The following is a 20,329-nucleotide window of genomic DNA, read 5'->3' on the forward strand; positions in this document are numbered from 1 at the left end:
ACATCTATTTTTGGAATCATAATAGAATTTTATCCAAATTAGGGTATCTTTCGCCCGTCGATTACCGGTCAGCAAGATTAAATTGAGTTGCTCTTTTTATTTTGTATCAAAAAGTAGTTGCACTTCCAGAAATTTACTTTTGTTTCAGCTTCTTTTTAGCGATAATTTGTAAATTGTACATCTACAGGTAAATCAAGCTCTCTCACTAAGGCGATAACTTGTTGTAAATCATCGCGATTCTTTCCAGTGATTCGGAGTTGATCTTCTTGAATCTGACTTTTTACTTTTATTTTACTGTTTTTGATGGCAGTGTTAATTTTTTTAGCGACATCTTTATCGATTCCGCTGACTAAATCTGCGGTTTGACGAGCGTTTCCGCCTAATGCATGTTCAGAATCAGAAAATTGAATGTTTTTAAGTGGAACACCACGCTTGATCAATTTACTAAACAACACATCTTTGACTTGTTCGATCTTATAGTCGTCTTCCGCTTTGATCACTAATTGGTTTCCTTCAAGTGTGATATCGAAAACGCTCCCTTTAAAGTCAAAACGATTTTTTAATTCTTTCAACGCAATTTGAATTCCATTTTTAACTTCTTCTTTATTTAACTCAGAAACGATATCGAAACTTGCATCTTTTGCCATAAAAATCCTCCTCAATTATTTATCTTAAAATGAAAATTTTTGTTATATCAGGCCAACGCAATCACACAATATTCTGAAATTTTAGATAGTAAAAGTGTTATGCAAAGCCATTTCTTATAGTTTATCAAAAAATGATAAGAAAGCCATGATTATTCTCAAATAAGTGCTTGAGAAAGATTGCTAAATATTAAAATAATCTGTTACTCTATTAGAGGTTTCTATTTAAAGGAGGATTAGCAGATGCAACGAGTTATCAACTATACAACGAAAGACATGGCGAAAAAAATCATCGTCATTTTATTTACTGGTTTGACTGGTGCAGTAGGGTTGAATTATTTTTTGATTCCAGCCAATGTTTTTTCAGCCGGCATGACCGGGATCGCCCAAATTTTGGGACACTTATTTTTAAATCTAGGCTTCTCACTTGATACCGGGATCTTGATTTTTCTTTTAAACGTTCCAGTATTTATTTTGGGTTTTATTAAATTAGGAAAATCCGCAATGATCTTAAGTTTTGCCAACGTGATCTCAATGTCGGTTTTTACAACACTAGTTCCTGTCGGCCAAGTAACTGATAACGTTTTAATGAATGCGATTACTGGTGGTGTTTTATTAGGGATTGGGGCCGGTTTTTCGTTAAAATTTGGTTTTACGACTGGCGGCTTAGATATTGTTTCATTGCTGTTATCAAAAACAACTGGTCGAACAGTTGGAAATTACATGATGTTGTTGAATGGAATGATTGTTGTTGTTGCTGGCTTCTTCTTTACTTGGGAAAGTGCACTTTATACAATTATTACGATCTTTACTATGAGTAGTGTGGTTGATTTTATCCATACGAGTCATCAAAAAATGACAGCCTTCATTACGACGAGTAAAAGTAAAGAAATGTGCAGCGCCCTTAGCAATGAATTGTTAAGAGGAATGACCGTCATTCCTGGGCGAGGCGGATTTAGCTCAACAGAACGAGAAGTGATTATGATCGTTTTGACGCGCTATGAATTATATACGCTAAAACAAGTAGTTTCAGATGTGGATCCAACATCATTTACTAATATTATGGCAACAGATTCAGTGGTAGGAGCTTTCTTGACAGAAGACGAACAAAACCAAATGAAGAAGTCTAAAGTTCAATAACTAAAGATTTGTAAATGAGAATCATTGTGTATCAATTCTCATTTACAAAACCCAATATATAGAGTAAAATACTGGTGAAACTCGAAAGGGAGTGGAACAAATGGAAGAAAATACACAAAAGTATACTGAAGCAGAAGTTGCAGAAATAAAAGAAAATATTTTGACCGCTTTAGAGTCTGTTATCGACCCTGAGTTAGGTATTGATATCGTAAATCTAGGTTTGATCTATGAAGTTGATTTTGAACAAACAGGAAATACAGTTGTTAAAATGACGTTGACTACTATGGGTTGCCCATTAGCCGATATCTTAACTGAAAATATCCAATCCGCATTAGGTGAAATCGAAGAAGTCACGAATGTTGAAGTAAAATTAGTTTGGTATCCAGCGTGGACGACGGATAAAATGAGTCGCTATGCACGAATTGCATTAGGGATTCGATAAAAGTTTCTGCAAATTAGATTAATGTAAAATTGAATTATATATTTTATAAAAAGCTTATCTTACTCAATGCTGTAAGATAGGCTTTTTTTATTCAATTTAGACGTGCTGGAACAAAGATTCCAAATATATTTAGAAAATGAAATAAAGAAAATTTCTAGTGGCTGAAATAAGTCACTAGTTTTTTTGTAAAAAATTACAAAAAAGCTTTGCAAATTTATTTTTTTCAGTTATAGTTGACTAGTCAATTGTTGATGAATCAAATTTAGAGAGGAGAATCTGATGGAACTTAGAGAAATTAGTAAGTTGTTTTATCGCTTGAAACTTGCGAATCAAGAGATGACCACTAAATTTGAGAAAGAAACAGGTTTTAGTCTTACTCGTTATGAGCTGATGATGTTTTTAAAAGAGCATGGACAGTGCACGCAGACTATTTTACAAAATGAATTGTTGATCGATAGTGCAGCTGTTACACGACATTTAAAGGTATTAGAAGAAAAAGACTATGTGACACGTGAAAGAAACAAGCAGAACAATCGGGAAGTATTAGTGATGATCACTGATACTGCTTTGAATGATTTAATGACGTGTGAAGAGAACCATGCGAATAAGCCGGATGCGATCGATTTACCGTTAGAATCAGAGGAAGCAGAAGTATTATTACGTCTATTAATAAAATTAGTTAAATGAAAGAGGAATGAAACATGTCAAACAACTTAGTAAACAATGATTTTTCAGATATCACTTTTGGAAGAAAATCCGTTCGTGTCTACGACGAAACTTATAAAATCTCACATGAAGAAATGCTAGAAATGATCCAAGAATCAGCAACTGCTCCATCATCAGTCAATATGCAACCATGGCGCTTTGTAGTGGTTGAAAGTGATGAACAAAAAGCTAAATTAAAACCATTGATTCGTTTCAATACTCGTCAAAATGATTCATCTTCAGCCATGGTCTTGATTTTTGGAGATATGAATTGTCATGAATATGGTGAAGAAATCTACAACCAAGCAGTAGAAGAAGGTAAAATGCCTGCGGAAGTTAGAGATCAACAGTTAGCGGCTATCATCCCTCATTACGAAAAATTAACAAAAGAACAAATGAACGATGTTGTAAAAATCGATTCAAGTTTGATCGCAATGCAATTCATGTTGGTTGCTCGTGCCCACGGCTATGAAACAAATCCTATCGGTGGTTTTGAAGCTGACCAATTAGCTGAAGCCTTTGGTTTAGAAAAAGAACGTTATGTACCCGTTATGATTCTTTCAATCGGTAAAGCGAAAGAAATGGGTTATACTTCTGTACGATTAGCAGCTGATAAAATTACTAAATTTAAATAGGCCTGGAGAATAAATATGAAAATCATTCAAGCAACATTCTATATCAAAGAAGAAAAAAGAGACCAATTTCTAACAGAAGTGACAGCGTTGATTGCTGCTACTCGTTCTGAAGAAGGATGTTTAAGCTATAATCTTTATGAGTCTGTGGAAACAAAAAATCAATTTGCAATGATCGAAAATTGGGAAGATCAAGCGGCGATCGAACGTCACAATCAAAGTCCATTATTAAAACAATTGTTTGCTAACATGGCAGATTATGCGGCGAAACCGACAGCGCTAAGTTTTTCTGAACCAATTAAATAAGCTTTCTCTATCTAAAAGACACGATCTATCGAGACCGTGTCTTTTTTGATTTAAAAACATTGATTATTTACTTTTTTTACTTGTTTACTATATGATTAAAAAGGATTTATTAAATGATCCAAAGAAAGAAATCGGGGGGAACGTAAGATGACTTTTTATGGCATCGACTATTTAGAACGGCAATCGAATATCAATGATTATTTAAAATACTTGATCATATTCGGCTCGTTATTGATTTTGATTTTTGTCTTTTCATTGTACATGCGCCATCGAATCCAGACAAAATACCGAGATTTAAGTATTATTTTCTTTTTGATATTGATGTTTGCATTAGGCGTTCAATATTCAGATTATCAAACCAATCAGACCAAGCATTCTCAATCATCGCAAATGGTCAATTTTGTTAAAAGTTTGGCTAAACAAGAATCCGTTGATACAACGGATATTTTTGTCAATGGGACACAGTTTTCGGATGGAATCATTGTTAAAATCGATAAGAAATTTTTCAAAGTAACATTGAGCAATGACCAAAGCTCCTATACGTTGACTGAAAGCTATTTGATCGATAAAAATGCAAATTATATGAAATAAGGAGCGCTGAAGATGCAATTATATAGTCCAATTATTATTAAACTTACTTTAGGAATCATCTGTTTGATTTTTCAAATCAACTTGATGGGCAAGGGCAATTTGGCGCCTTCATCAGCGATGGACCAAGTTCAAAATTATGTTTTAGGTGGAATCATTGGCGGAGTGATCTATAACGAAGCGATCACAGTCATCCAGTTTGTGCTGGTATTGATCATTTGGACCTTGTTAGTTTTGATTTTAAAATTTGCTAAAGAGCATAATCGCTATATCAAATTTGTCGTAGATGGCAAACCAATCACTTTGATCCAGAATGGCCGAGTGAATGTAGCCGATTGTCTCAGAAATGGCATATCCGCTAATGAACTAATGTTTAAATTGCGAGCAAACGGTATTTATGAAGTTGAAAAAATCAAACGAGCCGTTTTGGAACAAAATGGACAACTAACATTGATTGAATTTGGGGACGAAAATATCAAATACCCGATCATCGTGGATGGTCAAGCGAACTTAGATGTTTTAGAATTGATCAATCAAGATCCCGAATGGCTTGAACAACAAATCCTTCAACAAGGATTTGAGCGCATCAATGATGTCTATCTAGGTGAATATATATCTGGACGTCTGAATCTGTTTGGGTATGATAAATAAAAAAAGTGAGAAGATGGCAGCTGCATCTTCTCACTTTTTTTTAACTTGCTTGAATAAATTATATAATTTTTCTGTTCTTTTTCTTGTTGGTTCATTCAATTTGTCGAGTTCTTCTTTCAAGTCAGCGTTTTGTACTTCTTTTAAGACTAATATGCGATAGATCAATCGTAAATCTTGCCGGCGGACTTTCGGAAAGTGTTGGATCAAAGCTTGATTAAAATCAGCATTCATTTGATTGATACCAATTAAGGGATCTTTTTGTAGGGTGTAATTGGTCAAAAAGCGGTCCAGATCTTGGACCGCAGCAGCGGAATTTTCCGGTACGAAGCCATTTGCCCAGGCGGCAGTCAATAAAATAAATGTATCTGCATCAGATAAGTCTTGTTGAAAAGCCGTAATCGATGTTTCTTGAACAGTTGTTTGAAGTGCAGCAAATGTTTTTGGTTCATTCTTTTTAATGCGTAAAAAATAATTTGTGAAGCCATCACTGTTCAATAAATTGAGTTCGATTGCTTTATACCAATTATAGTGATGAGAATTCAAATAGTGATAGGATTTCCCATATTTGTCTAGCGTAATCACTGAGAGTTCTTTTTCGGTTTTCATTTTTCCCCTGCTTTCAATTTTTTTATTATTATACTACTTTTTAAGCAAGCCAATCTTTTTGCCTCTGATTTTGATTAAGTTATACTAAGAATAAGTCATATTTTTGAAAGGAAATCACATGAATGAATTAATCAATACATTTAATGAAAGAAAAGAAGAATTATTAAGTGCGATCTTTGAACATTTGGCGATTTCATTAAGTGCGTTATTAATCGCAGTAGTGATCGCTATTCCACTGGCGATTTTATTGAGTCAGCGGAAAAAATTGGCGGAAGTCGTCTTACAATTGACGAGTATCTTACAGACTATTCCGTCATTGGCTTTACTAGGGTTATTGATTCCTTTTGTGGGTATTGGCACCGTACCGGCATTGATTGCCTTAGTCGTTTATGCCTTGTTACCGATTTTCCAAAATACATATATCGGTTTGGCGGAAATAGATCCTTCGATTGAAGAAGCTGCCGATGCTTTTGGGATGTCACGAACACGTAAATTATTGCGGGTAGAATTACCAATGGCGATGCCGGTCATTATTTCAGGAATTCGGACAGCGTTAGTCTTGATCATCGGTACAGCAACATTAGCAGCTTTGATCGGAGCTGGCGGGCTCGGTACATTTATTTTATTAGGGATCGACCGAAATGATCCAAATTTAACCTTGATCGGTGCGATCAGTTCAGCATTGTTAGCGATAATTTTCAGTGGGTTGATTCGTTTCTTACAACACCGCAGCGGAAAAGCGACTTTGATCGCATTAGGTGTGATTTGTTTGGGAATCGGCGGTATTTTCTTTGCACAACATAATCCAGCCGCAAGCGAAACGGTCACGATCGCCGGTAAGTTAGGTTCTGAACCAGATATTTTGATCAATATGTATAAAGAAGTTATCCAAGATGAAGATTCTTCGATCAACGTGGAATTGAAACCGAACTTCGGTAAAACGAGTTTCTTATTCAATGCTGTGAAAAGTGATCAAATCGATATCTATCCCGAATTTACGGGAACAGTGCTAGAAAGTTTAGTAAAAGTACCGGAAAGTACTAGTGATGATTTGTCACCAGATGAAACGTATAAAGAAGCTAATAAATTATTGAAAGATCAATTTGAAATGGAATTGATCAAACCGATGAAATACGAAAATACGTATGCATTGGCAATGAAGAAAAGTGAAGCTAAAAAACGTGGAATCACAAAAATTTCTGATCTAAAAGGACAACAAGATCAATTAAAAGCTGGATTCACATTGGAATTTATCGATCGTCAAGATGGCTACCGTGGCATCCAAGATAAATACGGAGTTAATTTGAGTTCTGTCCAAAGTATGGAACCCGCCTTACGCTACCAAGCAATCAACAATGGCGATGTGGATGTGATCGATGCTTATTCAACTGATAGTGAAATCAAACAATATGATCTTGTAACTTTAGAAGATGATTTGCATAATTTCCCGCCATACCAAGGCGCACCATTAATGAAACAAGAATTTGCAGATCAACACCCTAAAGTGGTGAAAGCATTGAATCGTTTAGCTGGTAAAATCACAGAAGATCAAATGGTTGAAATGAATTACTTAGTGAACGTCAAAAAAGAACAGCCAGCAAAAGTGGCGCATGACTTCTTAGTGAAAGAAAAAATCATTGGGGAGGATCAGTAGATGGAATCAATTATTGAATTTAAAGATGTCAGTAAGGAATTTGAAGGCAACGTAGTATTAAAAGATTTGAATTTCTCCGTGAAAAAAGGAGAGATTTTTGTACTAGTTGGGCCTTCAGGGAGTGGGAAAACAACTTCCTTGAAAATGATCAACGGATTGATCGAACCAACAGATGGTAATCTGTATTTCAAAGAAAAAAGAATCAAAGATTATAATATCCAAAAGTTACGTTGGCAGATTGGCTATGTGCTACAACAAATTGCTCTTTTCCCGACGATGAGTGTGAAAGAAAACATTGAAGTGATTCCCGATATGCTTGGTTGGAAAAAAGATCGGCGAAATGAACGTGTCGATGAATTGTTGCGAGAAGTGGATATGGATCCAGAACTTTTCCGCGATCGGATGCCGAGTGAATTATCCGGTGGGCAGCAACAACGGATCGGAATCGTACGAGCATTAGCAGCCGAACCAGATATTATTTTGATGGACGAACCTTTCAGCGCACTAGATCCGATCTCACGAGCTAGTTTGCAAGATTTAGTCATCGAATTACATCAAAAGTTAGGCAATACGATTATTTTCGTTACGCATAATATGAAGGAAGCGATGAAAATCGGCAGTCGAATTGCCGTGATGCATGAAGGAAAATTAATTCAATGCGATACGCCTGAAGAAATTCGTAAAAATCCAGCAAATCAATTTGTTGAAGAGTTCTTTGACGAAACTACGGATGAAGTCTATACCCAAACTTTAGAAGTATTATATAATGGCGGCTTTTATCAAGCAGCACAACAGCGAGAACATGAGCTTCCAGTAGTAACACTCGAAACTAGTATGAGTGAGATTTTTGATTTATTAGCAGAACAGGATGCTTTTTATATCAAAGAGCATGAAACAATTGTCGGAGTAGTCGATCGTAGTGATGTCTTTCGTTTCTTAAGTCAGGAGGGCTAAGATGGTGAAGTATGATGTGATCGTAATTGGTAGTGGACCAGCGGGGAATGCAGCAGCCTATTCTTTGAAAGAACAAGGAAAAAATGTTGCGATCATCGAAGCAGACCTTTGGGGCGGAACATGCCCCAATCGCGGCTGTGATCCCAAGAAAATGTTGATGAGCGGTGTAGAAGCTAAGATGCGGGTAGAACGTTTAACAGGAAAAGGGTTTGAAGGATCGCCCGAAATCAATTGGGAAGAACTGATGGCGTTCAAGAAAAGTTACACGGATTCAGTTCCCAGCAGTACCCAAGAAGGATTCGTTTCAGCAGAAATCACTACGTATCACGGATCAGCTAGTTTCATCGATCCGCAGACGATCCATGTAGCAGATCAAGAATTAACAGCTGAACAATTCTTGATTGCAACTGGACAATCACCAATCATTTTGCCGATCGAGGGCAAAGAATATTTGAGAAATAGTACTGACTTTTTGGCATTAGAAAAATTACCAAAGAAAATCGCCTTTATTGGTGCAGGCTATATTGCATTTGAATTAGCCATTATTGCCAATGCGGCTGGAGCGGAGACCCATATTATTCATCATAACGATCAACCGTTAAAAGGATTTGATCGAGATTTAGTCAATCAGTTAGTGAAGCACTTAGAAGCAGCCGGTATTACCTTTCACTTTAATATCGATACGCAAAAAATTGCTCAGCAAGCACAGGGGTATCAGATTACAGCAGATAATTTTAAATTGACAGCTGATCTAGTGATTGGTGCAACAGGTCGCAAGCCGAATATTGATGGTTTAGCTTTAGAAAAAGCTAAGATTGACTATGATAAAAAAGGTATCAAGGTAAATCAACGCTTGCAAACAAGCCAAGCTCATATTTTTGCTTGTGGGGATGTGTTAGCAAAAACTACGCCCAAATTAACACCTGTCGCAGGTTACGAAGCGAGCTATGTGGTAGAAGCAATGAATGGACACACGGCAGTAATCGATTATCCCTTGATCCCGACAATCGTTTTTGGCGACCAACGTTTGGCACGCGTAGGCATCAGCGAAAAAGAGTTAGCTGATCACTCAGAAAAGTATCATGAGCAGACGATCGATTTGTCAGACTGGTATACATACAAACGAATCAATGATCAAGGTGCAAAAATCAAATTTGTGTATGATGAGGCGGACAAGATTGTCGCGATTACTTGTTTGAGCCAATTAGCAGATGAGTTGATCAACTATTTGGTCATTCTTTTGACGAAGCAGATCACGCATGATGAATTAGAAAAATTCATTTTTGCTTATCCTAGTCCGGCTAGTGATCTTTCATATTTTATTTAAAACAGAGGGCACTCCTCTGTTTTTTTTATTTGAGATGTGCTACAGTTTACGAAAATATGTTCCCGTGGTGAAGAAAATGAAAACAACATTAACGCAAGAAATAGAAAAAGCATTGTATTATTATTGTATTGAACTGGGTGCGATTGTGGTAGAGGAAGTTACGATGCCTGAAGACCAAGGAATCGTGGATACGTTGGCCTGCTTTTTTAAGCCAGAATTTACGGAGTGGCGCTGTTACGAATTAAAAGTAACCAAAGCCGATTTTTATTCTAAAGCAAAATTGTCATTTATTGGTCATTACAATTACTTTGTACTGACAGAAGCGCTTTATGAAAAGGTCAAAGAGGATCTCCCTAATGATATTGGCGTATTAGTCTATCGGCCCTATACAAAGGAAGAAGAACTCCCAGCAGAAGGGACTTTCTTTGTAGCTAAGAAACCTCTGAGACAAGAATTGAAAGTAGCTGAGCAGGCGTTGACCCAACGCTTTATGGCCTCTTTGTTTCGTGAAGTCAGAAAAGCTAAGCGGATGGATTATGGGACAAGTTTCTTTTCGACTGAACAATTGTATAAAGAATTGCGTCGGCGTTTAGGTGAACAAGATAGTTTGCATGAAAATAATTATTATCAACGATTTATTGAGGATGTTCGCGATGCACGGATCGAAAGTTTAGAAGAAGAATTAAGGGCCTTAGAACAGGACTATCAATTTTTACGTCAACAACGTCAGGTGCGACGAAGACCAACGGAACCATTGGAGTGATAAAAATGTATTATCCTTATATTCGAGGAAAACAATTTGATTTGTTAGCGATCAATACACTGATCAATGCAAAACGTTGGTCACACAAGATTTTACCGATCATCGAACCAGTGAGAGATTCGGCAACGTTAAAAAAAACGGTCGAGTTATTTGATCGAAATGATTTGATTTGCTATTTGATTACTAATCCTCAAGTAGGTACGGCTAAGCGTTTTGAAGATAAACGATTTGAATGGTCTTTAAAAGCAGATACGACTGTTCGTCCTGCAGAGATCGTGACACAAGAGAACCCTTTTTTAGCTGATTTGTATCTGTTTAATTCGAGATCTCCCAGGGTGCTGGAACAAAAAATGATTTCAAACGAAGCCCGATGTGTAATTCCTGATCAGGGACGCTTTAGAGTTATGACTTTGCCTAATAAAATTTTATTGAAAGATGCTTTTCAAGTGCAAAAACATGTTGCAAATTATGCGGAAAAAGTAGATGATTTCTATAGCGATGAACACCTTTATTTAGCTGAGCCGTTTAAAGGGTTCAGTGACTACACAATAGAAGGCTCACGTTACTTTGATAAAGGCGGACCAAGTCGCGCAATCGCTTTGCATATCAGTTATTTTGATGCTTATCTTAATTTACGAGTGAAGCACTTTGTCTCAGACAGCAATGAGGATGCCAGTGATCAAGCTGGAAAATTTTTTGAAGCTCTTGCTAAATTATCTGAGTGGTATTCGCGGAATCAAGCTCAGTTATTATTCACACTAGGTTTACAAGAATTATTAGCCTATCAAGAAACAAAAAAATTCCCTGGGCTGGGAAGTATCAAAAAATGGTCATTAGCTCATCATTTAGAATTGATAGGGGCTTACTTAGAACAAAACGATCATTGGCAGAGAGGATGGGAATGAATGGGTTATGAAGATGAAGATTTTATTGTCAGACAAGCCAAGCAAATGGGCGAACTTTTGGGTGGTTTTTTGGGCAAAAAAGATACAGAAGCAATTATGTCTTTTGGTGAAGAAGCACAGACAGAAGAACCTAAAGAAAGGGAACCAGACTTTGCTTTTCGGTTAAGTAACGAATCAGATATTGCAACGATCGGTGTGATCGTTAATGAAGCAAAAAATTATTTGAAAGAACAAGGCTCTCCTCAATGGCAGAATGGTCATGAACCACATGCGGCGGTAATCCGAGAAGATATAAAAAAAACAGCCAGCTACGTATTGACGAGAAATGAGGAAATCGTCGGAACGGTGGCTTTGATTGCAGAAATCGATCCAGTCTATGAAGCTATTGAAGGTGCTTGGAAACAGGCCGGTCCATATGTGGCATTGCATCACGTAGCGGTTAGCCAAAAATACCGTGGTGCGGGACTAGGTGAAAAAATATTGAGAGCGGCAATCAATCAAGCTGAGGAATTAGGATTCCAGGATATTCGGATCGATACCTACCCAGCCAATCAACCTATGTTAGGGCTGATTGATAAATTGGGTTTTGAATACTGCGGGATGATTTACTTTCCCTATGAAGATGGGGAACGCAAAGCTTTTCAGTTAATTAAGGGAACGGTGTAATTGCTGCATCATTTCTTTTAAGGATGTCTCGCCATCGATTTCAATCAATGTTGGAAATTTTTTCAGTTTTTCATATTCTTGCTGATCACTTTCAAAGCGAGCTAAACGGCGTTCTACTTCTGTTGGAGTTGAGCGTTTGTTTAAGCGTGTAAGCAATGTCTCTTTTGAAATATTGATCCAGATAGGAATCACTTGATCACCAAACAATTGGTGCAGATTCAAAAAGCCCATTACGGTGATTGGATCGTAACAGTGTCCTTTAGCTAGAGCTTTTTGTAAGGTATCGATAGCAATACCGTAGAAATGTTCATCATAGACATCAAATTCGGCAAATTGATTATCCATGATCATTTGCTTGAAATCTTTTTTAGTGATAAAAAAGTAGTCGCGACCAGATACTTCGCCTTGACGAGGTTCGCGGGTCGTATACGAAATAATTTTTTGTTCGGGAGCAAAAGCTTTTTCAGCCAGACTTGTTTTGCCTGATCCGCTGGGTCCCATAAATAAATAGCAATGATTCATCAATAACACGTCCTTTTCTTTATTATAAAGAAATAGTCCAAAGGAAGCTAGGGAGGAACTCTCATGGAGAGAAGTACACGTACGAAGAAACAGAATAGAAAACTACCAGTCATTATAGGAGCGGTGGTTCTTTTATTGATTGTAGGCTTTTTTGGTGTTCGGTATTACCAAGCACGTCAATTAGCCAATACGGGCGAAGCAACTGTTAAGGCTTTTGTAAAAAATTTGCAAAAAGAGGAGTATTCAGAGACAAAAAATCAATTATCTGGCGATGCAGTGAAAGCAGCTGGCTATACGAAAGCAGAAGTCGCTGAGAAGTATCAGTCGATTTTTACCGGAATCAGTGCATCAAACATCAAAATGAAAAATTTAAAAGTTGAAAAGAAAAATGGTGCAAATCAATTTTCTTATGAGCTGTCGATCAATACAGGTTTTGGACAATTAAAAAATCAGAAGTATACGGGGACATTATCAGCTGATGGCAAACAAATCAATTGGAAACCAAATTTGATCTTTCCAGGAATGTCAGGAAAAGATAAAATCAACTATCAAGTCGATGCAGCAACTCGAGGTGAAATTGTTGACCGTAATGGTGAAGGCTTAGCTACGAACGGAACAGTCTACCAATTAGGTGTGATTCCTAAAAATTTAGGCAGTGGTACAGATCGTACGACCAAAATTGCGGCGATTGCCAAAAGTTTAGCTCTAACAGATACAGACGTTGAGACGGCATTATCCCAAAGCTGGGTTCAAGATGATTTTTTTGTCCCATTAAAAACAACATCTGAAGCGCCGACGGAAACGCCAGATGGCTTAGAAGTTCAAACAACTACTGGACGGACATATCCATTGAAAGAAGCAGCGGCTCAATTGATTGGTTATGTAGGTAAAGTAACCGCTGATGATATTAAAAAGAATGAAGACCTTTCAACAGATAGTGTAATTGGCCGTAGCGGATTAGAACGAGCATTAGATAAACAATTACGAGGAACAGACGGCGGTTCATTAGCGATTACCGATAGTAAAGGAAACGAAAAGAAAGTTTTACAAAAAATCGAGAAAAAAGATGGCGAAACAGTTAAATTGACGATTGATAGTCGTGCGCAGCAGATCGCTTATAATAGTTTAGGCGGAAAAGCTGGTTCCAGCGTTGTCATGGCGCCTAAGACAGGTGACTTGTTAGTTGCTGCCAGCTCACCAAGTTTTGATCCTAACAAAATGACGAACGGCATTAGTCAGACTGATTATGATACGTATAGTAACGATGCAAATCAACCCTTCATGAGTCGGTTTGCTACAGGATACGCTCCGGGATCAACATTTAAACCCGTAACTGCTGCAATCGGAATCGATGCTGGGACATTGAATCCAGATGAAGAACTAACAATCAGTGGATTAAAGTGGCAAAAGGATAGTTCATGGGGTTCTTATCAAGTGACTCGTGTTTCTGATGTTAGTCCAGTGAATTTGAAAACAGCGTTAGTTTATTCTGATAATATTTATATGGCACAAGAAACTTTGAAGATGGGTGAAAAAACTTTCCGGGCTGGATTAAATAAATTTATCTTTGGTGAAGACTTAGATTTACCGATATCTATGGATGCAGCGCAAATATCAAGTAAAGATAGTTTTAGTTCCGAGATATCTTTAGCCGATACGGGCTATGGACAAGGTCAATTATTGTTGAATCCGATTCAACAGATCACCACGTATTCTGTTTTTCCTAATAATGGAACTTTGGTTTATCCTAAGTTGATTGCAGATAAAGAAACAAAAACGAAAAAAGATGTCATTAAAGCTAGCTCAGCTGCTACCATTACAACAGATATGCAAGCAGTTGTAAGCGATGAAAATGGAACAGCCCATAGTTTAGCAGCGCTAAATATCCCATTAGCAGCAAAAACTGGGACGGCGGAAATCAAACAAAAACAAGATGAAAAAGGACAAGAAAACAGCTTCTTATATGCTTTTGATTCAGAAAATCAAAATTATTCAGTTGTTGAATTTTTAGAAAACAAGGCAGAAGGAACGTCTGCTACGGAGCTTTCCAAAGACTTATTGACGTATTTACACCAGACTTATCAATAAAATACTTGTCTGAAAAGCCAATGCTTGGTAAGATAACCAAGAAGGACGGTGTCTTATGAACAAACGGCAACGAAAAAAACAAGCATACAAACAATATATCCGTGCAATTTTTGAAGGATATGAAAAAATGTTAGAAGATGCTTCAATCAAAGAATTGCACTTTAGCTATCTAAAAGAAACGACTTATTTAGAACGTGATGCTCAAGATAAGATTCATTTCACTACAAAAGAAAAATAATGAAGAAGACTTCTCAGCTTACTTTAGTTGAGAAGTTTTTTTTATGAATAATGTTCAAAAAGAGTGTATGCATAGTTATCGTAAGTTTTCCTCCATCTAAAGGCTGAAAAATTCATTAAGAGATTCTTAGCATCGTAAATATTTTTATAAAAAAGAAGCTTCAAAGATATATAAAGCATGAAGTAAGCTAAAATAAGAGTATGGAAAAACAGGAGGGAATAGTAATGAAACTTCATAAATATATTTTATTGGCAGGATTAGGCTTATCGTTAGGAGCCGGTGTGATTGGGCAAACAATCGCTCATGCAGCTTCTTCTTCTGATGACGGCGCGATCAATGAACGTTGGGGAAAACCGACTTTTGTTGCAGGAGCTGGTTTGAACCAAACACAATTGTCGGAAACGATGAATAAATTAGGTGTGACAGAAGACAGTGTCAAAACGGAACAGGCAACTGGTGCGGATTTAGTGAAATACTTGGGTTACGGAAGTGGCGATGATAGCGTCATGTTAAGTTCGGTTGTGGTTAATCGTGAGGATCAAGGTAAAGGAATCAACGTAAAAATCTTAACACCAGAAAATATTACTCAAATTACAGCCGATCAATATAAAAATCCGTTAGTAACGGCGGGAATCACTGATGCGACAGTCAAAGTTGCTAGTGTGGTCAAAGTTACTGGTGAGAGTGCTTTAACCGGGGTCTATAAAGCATTTGAAGCAAATGGTGAAACAGTCGATCCTGAACGTGCTCAACTTGCGCAAACAGAATTAGACACGACTTCTGATGTTTCTGAATCTGTAGTGAATAAAGCAAATGAGCAAAGCGACAATCAAAATTTATCTGATAGTGAGAAAGAAAAAGCTGATGAGGCCTATAAAGCTCAGTTAAACCAAACATTGGTCGATATCAAAAAAGAGTTAGCTGATCTAAAAGAAAAGCAAGGCGAATTAGCAACTAAAGCTGATGTCGAAAAAATCGTCAATGATGCATTGGCTAAAAATAACCTTTCGGACTATGTTACTACTGACGATGTGAACAAATTGGTTTCATTAGCGGAGAAATATCAAACAACTGACGGTGTATTAGACAAAGAGTCGATCGCTCAGCTTGATAAAATCAGTGAAGATTTTAAAGGAACGGTCAATAAACTTTCTGATCAATTAGGCAGCTTTGGTAATTCTCTAAAAGGAACATTGGAAGATAATCAAGGATTTTTCACAAATTTATGGCAACAAATCAAAGGCTTCTTTAGCGGATTAACAAACTAATTAAAAAGATTGTGTCATTTTTTCGAAGGACACAATCTTTTTTATTATCTTTAGCAGTTTATACTTATCAATCAGGCGTTGCTAGGTTAAAATAGAAGAGTGAATTTAATTCAAATGCAATCAACAGTGTATGATTTAGCGAAAATAATAATTATGGTAATATTTATTATAGAATTCAATCAAAAATAAAGGAGGGTCTTAGATGGAGACTCCAGAGAAACAGGAAGAGCTTCAAAACGATACATCGTTTAATTCTGTAAAAGAATCTGCTTCGGGTGTATTAGGCGGTTTGATGGGACAACTCAAACGATTAGAAGAAGCAATGGATGAGGAACGAATGGGCGATGTCTATCGGATTTATTGGAATGAATTGCCGATGTCCATTCAACAGTCAAGTAATGAAAATCATGAGATCGATAATTTCTTGACGAGCAAGTTAGATCAAGAGCTTCAACGATCATTCCCATTTATGATCATGCGTGAAGTAGTTTCACCTGTCTTGATGGATTATCAAATCGGTAGTTACTATCGAGATCGGACTGTCCTGCAAGTGGACGCTACCCAACCAGCAATCAAAATTTTACCCTTAGTCCGTGAACAGTGGGAGAAGGCTGATGCAGGCAAGTACAAGAAAGAAATGGCTGAGCTGCAAAATCAGCAAGATGACTTCGATGCCAAATCGATCGCTGCTCAATCTGAGTTGCGTGATTTAAACGATAAAATTTCGCAACAAGAAAAACGCAAAGCAGAATTAGAAGAAACGAAAACTTTTATGAATCGTAAAAAAATTGAAGACGAAGTAGATGAGATTGATCAGTCTATCAAAGACTTGAAACAGCAACGTAGTCAATGGACACCTTTCGTTGGTAATCAGTTATCTGGTGAATCACAAAAAATTGAAATAGCCAATAAAATTGCTGCTTTAGCTTTAGAACAAGCGATTGCTTTGAAAGAGTTGCGTTTGATCAAGCAGCGTTTTGGTGGTTTATCAGAAATGGATGCCGCACTTGATCAATTTATTGGGGATTTTCTAAACAAGGGGGCAAAATAGATGGCAGATGAAAAAAATAAATTCAATCAAATCTATAACACATTAGTCAATCCTGATGAAGATCCAGCTTTGAATATTCGCGAAAAAGAAACTCTCCATCCGGAAGATAATGCCTTGGAAGAAAAGAGTGATACTGTGAAACCCTCAACTCAAGAAAAAGCAGTCAGTGAAACATCGTTGAATTATTATGACAATCGTCAACAAAGTTATCAAGACTTATTAGAATTGATCGATGATGCAGAAAAAGAACTCGCAGATCTTAAATTTCGTAAATTATTGATGGAATCTGATTTCTCAGCATTGTTAGAATATTTCAATCAAATCTTTGTGACCAAAGAAGAACAAGCATCAGCGATCGCAAAAGGTGCGTTATTAGAATATTTCACTTTTGAATTGATCAAACCATTAGAAGGTCATGGCTTACAACTGTCAACGAATGATTTCTCAACTTGGGAAAGCAAGTATTTCAATCTTTCTTACCGTTTGATGGATAAAAATGAAATTGGGTTTAGTTTCATGATGCCGACTTCTGATGGGAAATTCCGCAATGAAAAAATCAAATTGATGGAAGTTTATCCTGAATCAATGACAGTAAAAGTTTTTGATGAGGCGATTTTGACTTTATTAAAAGATTGTTATACCAACCATATTTATACAAGCGGACAGAATTCAATGTTCAGTCGTGAGATGAATGATGTGATCAGTCATATGAAAGACTTAGGCTTTGAATTCGACGAGAATTTATTGGATAACAGCAAACCACTAGATAGAACGGTGACGATCCCGCATAAAATACCAGTGGATGTACTAGATCAAATCTTTATCACAACCATGAATAATGAAAAATATGATTTCAAAAAAATCGGGACTGAAAATTATTTGGTTGCGCTGGATAGTAAACAAACGGTGACGATCAATCAAGATGATGCTAGTCAGACTTGCAGCCTAACAATGAACACGGATAGAAAAAATAAATCGCTGATTGAATTTTTCGGCAGCTATCCATTTTTAGTACCACTTACGATTACGGATTAAAATAAAGAGCAAAGAGACTTATCCGAAGTTTCTTTGCTCTTTATTTTCTAGTAGGTATTTGAGGAAAATTTAAATTTTATGGCTTTTTTTTTAGGAAATTACGTTCACTCGTGAAAGTCCGTAAATCCTATGATATACTTTGAAAGTTGATATGAAAGAGTATCAGATTACCATGTTTGAAAGAGGGTAGAGATTGTGTGTGGAATTGTAGGATTTATTGATCGTTCAAATACAACGCAAAAAGAAAAAATCGTTAAAGATATGATGGATACAATTGTTCACCGTGGACCAAATAGCGCGGGACAATTTATTGATGAAGGTGCTGCACTAGGTTTTCGCCGTTTAAGCATTATCGACCTTGAAGGCGGTACACAACCAATTAAAAATGAAGATGAAACAAAGATTATCACTTTTAACGGTGAAATCTATAATTACCAAAGTATCCGTGAAGATTTGATTGCTAAAGGTCACGTCTTTACGACACATGCTGATACTGAAGTCTTGCTCCATGGGTATGAAGAATACGGAGTAGAGCTATTACAAAAAATTCGCGGAATGTTTGCTTTCGTGATTTGGGACACTGAAAAACAAGAATTATTTGGTGCCCGCGATCATTTCGGAATCAAACCTTTATACTACGCTATGATGAATGGAACCTTTATGTATGGTTCAGAGATCAAGAGTTTCTTGCAACATCCAAACTTTGTTAAAGAGCTGAATAAAGAAGCGTTGAAACCATACATGACCTTCCAATATTCTGCTTTAGATGAAACATTCTTCAAAAATGTTTATCGAATCAAAGAAGGCCACTACTTCATTTATAAAGATGGTCAATTAGACATTCAACAATATTGGGATGTTAAAGAACAAGAAACAACGATGACATTAGATGAAACGGTCGACTTGATCGATAAAACAGTCGTTGAATCGATTGAAGCACATCGAATCGCAGACGTTGAAGTGGGCTCATTCCTATCATCAGGTGTAGATTCAAGTTACGTGACTGCTGTCTTACGTCCAGAACATTCATACTCGATCGGATTTGGCGACAAATCATACAATGAATCGATTGAAGCTAAAAAATTAGCCGATTTAATCGACTTAAATAATACGTCTCGTGTCGTTACAGGGGATGAAGCATTCGAATACTTCCCATTGATCCAATATCATTTGGATGAACCAGATTCAAATCCTTCATGTGTGCCATTATACTTCTTGGCTGAACTTGCTAGCCGTGACGTTCGTGTAGCTTTAAGTGGTGAAGGTGCAGATGAATTATTTGCCGGTTATTCCGAGTATGGTATGCACACAAAATCAAAAGCAGTAAAAGTTGTTGCTGAAGGTTTGAAAAAATTACCTAAAGGTATGCGTTATTCAATTGCTAAAGGCTTGAAAGGAAAGACGTTTAAAGGAGCCTTGCATTTATATACTTCAGTAGCGCCAGCAGAAGAATTCTTTATCGGCCAAGCTAAAGTATTTGAAGAAGATGAAGCAATCGACTATTTGCAACCAGCTTTCAAACAAAGCCCATCGATCAAAGATATCGTCACAAAACATTATGATAAAGTGCAAGACATGTCAGAAATCAAAAAAATGCAATACCTAGATATGCACCAATGGATGCCTAAAGATATCTTGTTGAAAGCTGATAAATTATCAATGGCTAGCTCATTGGAAGTTCGAGTACCATTACTAGACAAAGAGTTGATGAAAGTTTCTGAAGTTGTCCCAACGAAATATTTGATCAATGCTGAAAATACTAAATATGCCTTCCGTCAAGCGGCTGCTCGTCACTTGCCAGAAGAATGGTACAACCGTGAAAAACTAGGTTTCCCAGTTCCAATCAAAGACTGGTTGCGTGAAGAAAAATATTACCAAATCGTCCGCGACGTCTTTACACAAGATTTTGTATCAGAATTTTTTGACCAAGCCAAAATCGTTAAATTATTAGATGATAACTATGCGGGTACCGCTGATGGTCGTCGTAAAATTTGGACGATCTATACTTTCTTAACTTGGTATCAAGTATACTTCATCAACGATGGCAGTAAACCAGTACCAACAGCCATTGCATAAAAAAATATTCGTAAGCTGTTGAGTTTTTTCTCCACAGCTTTTTATTTAATGATAACAATATATGAAAA

General features: G+C 36.8%; 23 protein-coding genes. 20 read left to right on the forward strand and 3 right to left on the reverse strand.

Translation table 11 applies throughout. The features are described from left to right. Nucleotides 1–2: 2 nt before the first annotated feature. Nucleotides 3–86 carry an IS3 family transposase gene (locus ACKTSC_RS11845; RefSeq protein WP_407855995.1) on the forward strand — a complete coding sequence of 28 codons (84 nt, stop codon included), beginning with the start codon at nt 3–5 and terminating at the stop codon, nt 84–86. A gap of 69 nt (nt 87–155) precedes the next feature. Here the strand turns inward: ACKTSC_RS11845 and ACKTSC_RS11850 are convergent, their stop codons facing one another. Then, nucleotides 156–647, reverse strand: a complete 492-nt coding sequence (locus ACKTSC_RS11850; RefSeq protein ID WP_332581372.1) for a YajQ family cyclic di-GMP-binding protein — start codon at nt 645–647, stop codon at nt 156–158. Between the two features lie 240 nt (nt 648–887). Between ACKTSC_RS11850 and ACKTSC_RS11855 the strand changes: the two genes are divergently transcribed. From ACKTSC_RS11855 to ACKTSC_RS11885, 7 genes are all read left to right on the forward strand, one after another. Continuing rightward, nucleotides 888–1,784, forward strand: a complete 897-nt coding sequence (locus tag ACKTSC_RS11855; protein WP_332581373.1) for a YitT family protein — start codon at nt 888–890, stop codon at nt 1,782–1,784. A gap of 100 nt (nt 1,785–1,884) precedes the next feature. Continuing rightward, nucleotides 1,885–2,226 (forward strand): metal-sulfur cluster assembly factor, encoded by a 342-nt coding sequence (locus ACKTSC_RS11860; protein ID WP_332581374.1) that lies wholly within the window; start codon nt 1,885–1,887, stop codon nt 2,224–2,226. Nucleotides 2,227–2,505: 279 nt separating this feature from the next. Then, on the forward strand, nt 2,506–2,913 hold the full coding sequence (locus ACKTSC_RS11865; protein WP_407855735.1) for a MarR family winged helix-turn-helix transcriptional regulator: 408 nt from the start codon (nt 2,506–2,508) through the stop codon (nt 2,911–2,913). Between the two features lie 14 nt (nt 2,914–2,927). Beyond that, on the forward strand, nt 2,928–3,566 hold the full coding sequence (locus tag ACKTSC_RS11870) for a nitroreductase family protein (protein ID WP_332581376.1): 639 nt from the start codon (nt 2,928–2,930) through the stop codon (nt 3,564–3,566). Nucleotides 3,567–3,581: 15 nt separating this feature from the next. Continuing rightward, on the forward strand, nt 3,582–3,869 hold the full coding sequence (locus ACKTSC_RS11875; RefSeq protein WP_332581377.1) for a putative quinol monooxygenase: 288 nt from the start codon (nt 3,582–3,584) through the stop codon (nt 3,867–3,869). Nucleotides 3,870–4,016: 147 nt separating this feature from the next. After that, on the forward strand, nt 4,017–4,460 hold the full coding sequence (locus ACKTSC_RS11880; RefSeq protein ID WP_332581378.1) for a DUF3290 domain-containing protein: 444 nt from the start codon (nt 4,017–4,019) through the stop codon (nt 4,458–4,460). A 12-nt stretch (nt 4,461–4,472) separates the two neighbouring features. Next, the gene (locus ACKTSC_RS11885; protein ID WP_332581379.1) at nt 4,473–5,108 is read left to right on the forward strand and encodes a DUF421 domain-containing protein; all 636 of its coding nucleotides are present in this window, start codon (nt 4,473–4,475) and stop codon (nt 5,106–5,108) included. A 30-nt stretch (nt 5,109–5,138) separates the two neighbouring features. On the opposite strand, the gene ACKTSC_RS11890 is transcribed toward ACKTSC_RS11885, so the two are convergent. Then, on the reverse strand, nt 5,139–5,714 hold the full coding sequence (locus tag ACKTSC_RS11890; protein WP_407857713.1) for a hypothetical protein: 576 nt from the start codon (nt 5,712–5,714) through the stop codon (nt 5,139–5,141). A gap of 118 nt (nt 5,715–5,832) precedes the next feature. On the opposite strand from ACKTSC_RS11890, the gene ACKTSC_RS11895 reads away from it, so the two are divergent. From ACKTSC_RS11895 to ACKTSC_RS11920, 6 genes are all read left to right on the forward strand, one after another. Next, entirely contained in the window at nt 5,833–7,368 is a 1,536-nt protein-coding gene (locus ACKTSC_RS11895) for an ABC transporter permease/substrate-binding protein (protein ID WP_407857714.1), read from the forward strand. Continuing rightward, on the forward strand, nt 7,369–8,322 hold the full coding sequence (locus ACKTSC_RS11900) for an ABC transporter ATP-binding protein (RefSeq protein WP_407855739.1): 954 nt from the start codon (nt 7,369–7,371) through the stop codon (nt 8,320–8,322). Between the two features lies 1 nt (nt 8,323). Further along, the gene (locus ACKTSC_RS11905; RefSeq protein WP_407857715.1) at nt 8,324–9,649 is read left to right on the forward strand and encodes a dihydrolipoyl dehydrogenase family protein; all 1,326 of its coding nucleotides are present in this window, start codon (nt 8,324–8,326) and stop codon (nt 9,647–9,649) included. A gap of 76 nt (nt 9,650–9,725) precedes the next feature. Next, on the forward strand, nt 9,726–10,412 hold the full coding sequence (locus tag ACKTSC_RS11910) for a hypothetical protein (protein ID WP_332580670.1): 687 nt from the start codon (nt 9,726–9,728) through the stop codon (nt 10,410–10,412). A 5-nt stretch (nt 10,413–10,417) separates the two neighbouring features. Then, nucleotides 10,418–11,317 carry a sce7725 family protein gene (locus ACKTSC_RS11915; RefSeq protein WP_407857716.1) on the forward strand — a complete coding sequence of 300 codons (900 nt, stop codon included), beginning with the start codon at nt 10,418–10,420 and terminating at the stop codon, nt 11,315–11,317. Then, a complete protein-coding gene (locus ACKTSC_RS11920; RefSeq protein WP_407857717.1) occupies nt 11,318–11,983 on the forward strand; it encodes a GNAT family N-acetyltransferase in 666 nt (221 codons plus the stop codon). Here ACKTSC_RS11920 and ACKTSC_RS11925 read toward each other — a convergent pair. Further along, nucleotides 11,963–12,505: a guanylate kinase gene (locus tag ACKTSC_RS11925; protein WP_332580667.1), complete on the reverse strand. Its 543-nt coding sequence runs from the start codon at nt 12,503–12,505 to the stop codon at nt 11,963–11,965. The genes ACKTSC_RS11920 and ACKTSC_RS11925 overlap by 21 nt on opposite strands. A gap of 63 nt (nt 12,506–12,568) precedes the next feature. Between ACKTSC_RS11925 and pbp4 the strand changes: the two genes are divergently transcribed. The 6 genes from pbp4 (at nt 12,569) to asnB (ending at nt 20,261) form a co-directional block, all read left to right on the forward strand. Beyond that, the gene (gene pbp4 / locus ACKTSC_RS11930) at nt 12,569–14,593 is read left to right on the forward strand and encodes a penicillin-binding protein PBP4(5) (protein ID WP_407857718.1); all 2,025 of its coding nucleotides are present in this window, start codon (nt 12,569–12,571) and stop codon (nt 14,591–14,593) included. Nucleotides 14,594–14,648: 55 nt separating this feature from the next. Further along, nucleotides 14,649–14,831, forward strand: a complete 183-nt coding sequence (locus ACKTSC_RS11935) for a hypothetical protein (protein WP_332580665.1) — start codon at nt 14,649–14,651, stop codon at nt 14,829–14,831. Nucleotides 14,832–15,055: 224 nt separating this feature from the next. Next, on the forward strand, nt 15,056–16,099 hold the full coding sequence (locus tag ACKTSC_RS11940; protein WP_407857719.1) for a DUF1002 domain-containing protein: 1,044 nt from the start codon (nt 15,056–15,058) through the stop codon (nt 16,097–16,099). A 202-nt stretch (nt 16,100–16,301) separates the two neighbouring features. Beyond that, entirely contained in the window at nt 16,302–17,150 is an 849-nt protein-coding gene (locus tag ACKTSC_RS11945; RefSeq protein WP_332580663.1) for a hypothetical protein, read from the forward strand. Further along, complete coding sequence (locus tag ACKTSC_RS11950; protein ID WP_407857720.1) at nt 17,151–18,185, forward strand: hypothetical protein; 1,035 nt, start codon at nt 17,151–17,153, stop codon at nt 18,183–18,185. A 195-nt stretch (nt 18,186–18,380) separates the two neighbouring features. After that, complete coding sequence (gene asnB / locus ACKTSC_RS11955; protein ID WP_332580661.1) at nt 18,381–20,261, forward strand: asparagine synthase (glutamine-hydrolyzing); 1,881 nt, start codon at nt 18,381–18,383, stop codon at nt 20,259–20,261. Nucleotides 20,262–20,329 lie beyond the last annotated feature (68 nt).

Source organism: Enterococcus hailinensis, assembly GCF_045862035.1.
In the GTDB taxonomy this organism is placed as follows: Bacteria; Bacillota; Bacilli; order Lactobacillales; family Enterococcaceae; genus Enterococcus_A; species Enterococcus_A hailinensis.